At 36.3% G+C, this 4,604-nt stretch carries 8 protein-coding genes and 4 pseudogenes; 9 read left to right on the forward strand and 3 right to left on the reverse strand.

What is annotated here, in order from left to right; translation table 11 throughout:
- The 5 genes and pseudogenes from EWV66_RS10760 to EWV66_RS10775 form a co-directional block, all read left to right on the forward strand.
- Positions 1-91: pseudogene (locus EWV66_RS10760) on the forward strand (IS1 family transposase); the annotation flags it as partial.
- A 25-nt stretch (positions 92-116) separates the two neighbouring features.
- A pseudogene (locus EWV66_RS24115) lies at positions 117-248 on the forward strand (AbrB/MazE/SpoVT family DNA-binding domain-containing protein); the annotation flags it as partial.
- Positions 242-340, forward strand: coding sequence for a type II toxin-antitoxin system PemK/MazF family toxin (locus EWV66_RS10765; protein WP_128575298.1), 99 nt, complete (start codon positions 242-244; stop codon positions 338-340). The pseudogene EWV66_RS24115 and the gene EWV66_RS10765, both read left to right, overlap by 7 nt.
- A 26-nt stretch (positions 341-366) precedes the next feature.
- Positions 367-603: a hypothetical protein gene (locus EWV66_RS10770; RefSeq protein WP_008202209.1), complete on the forward strand. Its 237-nt coding sequence runs from the start codon at positions 367-369 to the stop codon at positions 601-603.
- The gene (locus EWV66_RS10775; RefSeq protein ID WP_002785445.1) at positions 603-1,055 is read left to right on the forward strand and encodes a type II toxin-antitoxin system VapC family toxin; all 453 of its coding nucleotides are present in this window, start codon (positions 603-605) and stop codon (positions 1,053-1,055) included. Before EWV66_RS10770 ends, EWV66_RS10775 begins: the two co-directional genes overlap by 1 nt.
- A 417-nt stretch (positions 1,056-1,472) precedes the next feature.
- On the opposite strand, the gene EWV66_RS10780 is transcribed toward EWV66_RS10775, so the two are convergent.
- Positions 1,473-1,679 (reverse strand): hypothetical protein, encoded by a 207-nt coding sequence (locus EWV66_RS10780; RefSeq protein ID WP_287115957.1) that lies wholly within the window; start codon positions 1,677-1,679, stop codon positions 1,473-1,475.
- On the reverse strand, positions 1,672-1,917 hold the full coding sequence (locus tag EWV66_RS10785; protein WP_185237454.1) for a hypothetical protein: 246 nt from the start codon (positions 1,915-1,917) through the stop codon (positions 1,672-1,674). Before EWV66_RS10785 ends, EWV66_RS10780 begins: the two co-directional genes overlap by 8 nt.
- Before the next feature lie 281 nt (positions 1,918-2,198).
- Here EWV66_RS10785 and EWV66_RS10790 point away from each other — a divergent pair, with 281 nt between their 5' ends.
- From EWV66_RS10790 to EWV66_RS10805, 4 genes and pseudogenes are all read left to right on the forward strand, one after another.
- Positions 2,199-2,570 carry a hypothetical protein gene (locus EWV66_RS10790; protein ID WP_170863933.1) on the forward strand — a complete coding sequence of 124 codons (372 nt, stop codon included), beginning with the start codon at positions 2,199-2,201 and terminating at the stop codon, positions 2,568-2,570.
- A 399-nt stretch (positions 2,571-2,969) separates the two neighbouring features.
- Entirely contained in the window at positions 2,970-3,224 is a 255-nt protein-coding gene (locus EWV66_RS10795; protein ID WP_002734916.1) for a hypothetical protein, read from the forward strand.
- Positions 3,225-3,560: a type II toxin-antitoxin system PemK/MazF family toxin gene (locus EWV66_RS10800; RefSeq protein ID WP_052278029.1), complete on the forward strand. Its 336-nt coding sequence runs from the start codon at positions 3,225-3,227 to the stop codon at positions 3,558-3,560.
- 51 nt (positions 3,561-3,611) lie between these two features.
- Positions 3,612-3,716, forward strand: a pseudogene (locus EWV66_RS10805) (PEP-CTERM sorting domain-containing protein); the annotation flags it as partial.
- Positions 3,717-3,992: 276 nt separating this feature from the next.
- Here the strand turns inward: EWV66_RS10805 and EWV66_RS10810 are convergent.
- Positions 3,993-4,487 (reverse strand): annotated as a pseudogene (locus EWV66_RS10810) (Uma2 family endonuclease); the annotation flags it as partial.
- Positions 4,488-4,604: the final 117 nt, after the last annotated feature.

Genomic DNA, 4,604 nt, shown 5'->3' on the forward strand with positions numbered 1-4,604 from the left:
CTGCTATTCTAAGTCTACAGAAATGTTAGGATACTCTATTCGTTTATTAATTCATTATCTGAAGTTTCAAGAAGTGCCTATTCCTTACTGATTCATAGCTTAATTCAGCAACGCCAAAAATTATTCTGAGTGCTAAAAAGAAGGTGAGAGAGGGGTGGACTGAATTGTTTGATGACGAACCGCTCGAAGCAGAGTTACAGGATTGGTTAGGAGTGGAAAACGAGTTCGAGCCAGAAAATCTATGGTAGAAAGATTTACTGTGGTTCTAGTGGAACTCGATCCGACTAGGGGTTCCGAACTGCAAAAAACCCGACCTTGTGTCATTATGAGATATGATTGATATGGTTGCCTATTAGTCTAAGTCAAATGAACATTGAACAAGTTATCATTAAAAACCTAAGAAAACTTCCCTTAGAAAAACAACAAGAAGTGTTATCCTTCACCGAATCTCTCACCTCAAGAATTTCCCTCCCTTCCCCAGATTATAGTCTCACTCCCCAGGAAAAAGCTCAAAAATGGCAGAAAGTAATCGCTAAACTTCCTAAAACAAGTGCGAATTTACCTGATGAAGCTTTACACCGTGATACTATGTATGAAGACTAATGACTCAATATTTACTGGATACTAACATTTTGCTTCGGGCGGCTGATACGTCTTCAGCAACTTATTCTCTTGCTAATAATGTAATTACTCAAATCGTCGAAACAGCTAATGAATGTGTTATTATTCCTCAAGTTTTAATTGAATTTTGGGTAGTTGCAACCCGACCCCTTGATGTTAATGGTTTAGGTTGGATTCCAGCACAAGCTACAAATTATGTCAATGATTTATTAGATAACTTTACATTAATTGCAGAAACGCCGGATATTTTTCCCCTTTGGTTTCAATTAGTCACCATCTACAACATTAAAGGAAAACGCACTCATGATATTAGGCTTCTTGCTGTCATGAAAGCTTCTAACATTACCCATTTATTAACCTTTAATCCTGATGACTTTATCCCTATTCCCAATATTACCATCGTTCATCCTCAAGATTTCATTAATTCCCAATAATTAGGCAGCAAATCCGACATATCGCGCCACAATCCCTCACGGAAGGTGATAGGTCGCCTGAGAAGGAGTAAAACAGTGGAAAACGCCTGAAATTCCTTCCTCTGTGAATCACTGTTTTATGGCGAAAGGAGAAACAGCAGTCTAGAAAAGAGTTCTGGTATTATTTATAGACATCGCTGCGAGGTTTAATAGTTGTAATGACCTATAGATTGTTATCTCTATCTTCAAAAAACAACAATCTATAAGTAGTCATGCAAAATAAATTTCCTAGTGAAGACAGGCAAGAGGCAATAGGCAAGAGGCAAAAGCTTTATCGAAATGTGTAATTAATTTTGCTTAGGTACTTACTTACCCACTCGCAATCTGGCTCTTCTGGTTTCTGTGTGTAAACGAGGTCTATACTGATAGTTTCTTCTTTCAAAATAGTCCTAAAAGTCTTGCCCAGTAAGCATTTAACCTTACATAAGCAAAAATTATCACACATCTTCCGTAAAGGGGTTTAATATCTAATTTTGTAGAATCCGAAATCAAAGTATCCAAAGCTTCAAGAATACGAATTTGGTCATTTTTTGGCATTCTTTCTAAGTAGCGTTCTGCTTGTCTAAGTAGAATATAATCAGCCAAGTTTATCTCCAAATAGTTTGTATTTTAATTCTGTTGAAGTGATTCCAGTATCTCGACCGGATAAATAATCTTGCCATGCTGCTTGGCTTTCAGCAAGTTCTTCGGCTGGAATGATCTCATCGTCATCTTTTGGCGCTAGGGTCGGCTTGATGATAGTTTTTAAATCCTCTAAAAGTCGCAACTTATCCGTAAGGGGAAGATTCTCTATTTGGCGGAGGATTTCATAGTAAGTTGTCATAGACCTTGATCGTATCAGATAATCCAAACACACCTCAAATAATACCACATCCAGATACTAACCAAAAATGGTAAAAACGGTGGGCTGTTCACAACCGACTTGGTTCTGCGGTTTCTTTATCGGGATTAAGAAAGGAATATAAAGATTTATTAAACTGTAACTTTTAATACAGTTGTGGGGGGGGGAATGTGTATTGTTCTACTATCTGCCTTGTGTCTTGGGTTGGGTTGTTGCTTCACCTAGCTGCGAGAAGGCGATCGCACTTTTGAGGAGATACATTAATGAAAACAAGTGTAATATACATAACGGCTGTATTAACTTTATTGGGACTAACTGTGTCTCGACAAGCTAAAACATTTAACTTAAGTGAAAACAAAGACTTTTTAATAGCTCAATCTGGTCAAGTATATAAGTGTATAAATGATCATGACAGATTTTCGATAGTGCCAGGTATTCCTGGTGCGACTTTTAGTAGTATTAGTTGCCTGATCCCCGTGAAATCGGTAAAAAGATGTATGCAAAAAACTATGTTGGATAAAACTTTCCGGCGTTGTTATTTAGCCATACCACCTTTACATGGTGTTCCAGCCAATACATATTATTCCATACGTGCTGATCGTTCGGGATATCCCACATTTTTTACTATCGATTAATTTACAGGAATATCTATCCATGTATCGATTAGTGTGGGAATCTCCGATACCTCAATATTTTTGAGAACTTGTTTCATGGCTTAAGTAGGTGCATCTACATCTTTCATTGTACCTTATCTAATCATATCTACATATCTAATAGTGTTCCTCAAATTATAACTTTCCTCCTCGCTCTCGGCACTCTCGGCGCAGCTTCAACCCTGAAGCGCAAACTTAAGCCATAAAAGTCGGCTAAATTGCTTCTAAAAACACCATAAATGCCCCTTCATTTAGTCAGTTGAGGGGGTATTTTTTGTGTATTGTTTATTGTCTATTATTTAATTGTTGCTAACTAATTAACAACAAGAGCGTTTTTTGTGGTAAAATAGTTAGACTGGTGTAAATATAGTAAAAGCTAAAATGTCTGTCACCCATATTAATAATCTTCAAGACCAGATTTTGCAAAGTATTAAGACTTTACCGCTAGAAAAACAGCAACAAGTCCTTGAATTTGTCAAATCCTTACAAAGAAATTCACGTTTTCAGAAATGGGATAATATTTCAGATGCAGAAGCACAGTCGTTACAAAATGAATTTGCTCAAGAGGATATTAGCTTTTCAGAAAGTATTTTACCCGATTATTTATCTCACCTTGAACAAGAGGATAAGGAATAAATGCGAGGCGATATTTATCTAGCTGATTTGAATCCGAGTCGTGGTTCAGAACAAGCTGGTATTCGACCTGTTATTATTGTCGAATATAACAATATTGATCGCTTCACTAGCACTGTTGTTGTAATTCCATTAACCAGTAATTTACGTCGCGCACAAATCCCCGGAACAATGGTTATTCCCGCAGGACAAGGAGGTTTAAATCAGGAATCAGTAGCCTTATGTTATCAAATTGTTGTTATTGATAGACAACGACTTCAGAGACAGTTGGGGACACTTTCTTCTAGTTATTTACAGCAATTGGAAGAAGCGATGCGATACACATTAGATTTAACATAAAACCCTAATATGAATGTTTAATTAGTTTAATTTTCTTTCTGGAAAACTTGAACTTTAAGACTCCTATTACTTAGTACACTCGGCGCAGCTTCAACCCTGAAGCGTAAACTAAAACCATCCAAATCCACCGAAAAAGAAACCAGAAAAGTAGGCTAAATTGTTTCTAAAATACCATAAATGCCCCTTGATTCAGTCAATTGAGTGGGGGAATTTATATCGTATTTTTATGTTATCTTGAGGGTATTTATACCGCTTTGCGGAAGGCAAAAGTCTTATAACATAAGCTTTTCATGTTCCTAATTTTTACAATCCAAATCAATCATTAATGCTACCAGTATAAAATAATTAAAAAATGAGTCCATATCCCTATAACTTTGACAACTTTACTCTTCTGGAATAAACTGATAAACCAAACGATGCTGACAGAACAAATTAAACCTTTAGCCAAGCAAAAATATCCGCTGCTGATATTGACCAACGTTCTAAACCTTTAATCACTGCTAAAGGCTCATTATTTCCTTCAGTTGCAATATGTACTTTCGGTAATCCTGTTTGAAAAACGGTGACTGACTTTGCTAAAGGATCAATCAACCAACCTAATTCTGTTCCTTGTTGTAAACAGAAAATAATCTTTTCCATCCCTAAGGTAACAGATTGTTCAGGAGACATAATTTCAATAATCCAATCTGGATAACGTAAAAATTGATCGGCCATTTCTCCATCTAGATCTCTTGGCAAATTCTCCCAACGAATCACCGCAATATCTGGCACAATTGAACGTTCTGCAAAAGTACAACGCAATTCAGGTAGAGCATAAGCTAATTTTTGAGGTTTAGTCTGTTGATTAATGGCAGAGGCTAACTCAAATTGTAAGATGCTATGTTTTCCTTTGGCCATAGGTTTTTGAGTGACAATTCCATGATAATATTAGACCTCTTGCATAATTTTTTTATGGTATAATGGAGGGTTTTGCTTTTTTCTCAATTCTTAGATTGAAGTGGAAAAAAGAATAAAATGTGATCTTAGGTCAGGAAATCATCTATA

Origin of the sequence: Microcystis sp. M_OC_Ca_00000000_C217Col, from assembly GCF_007095585.1 — a bacterium.
GTDB lineage: Bacteria > Cyanobacteriota > Cyanobacteriia > Cyanobacteriales > Microcystaceae > Microcystis > Microcystis panniformis.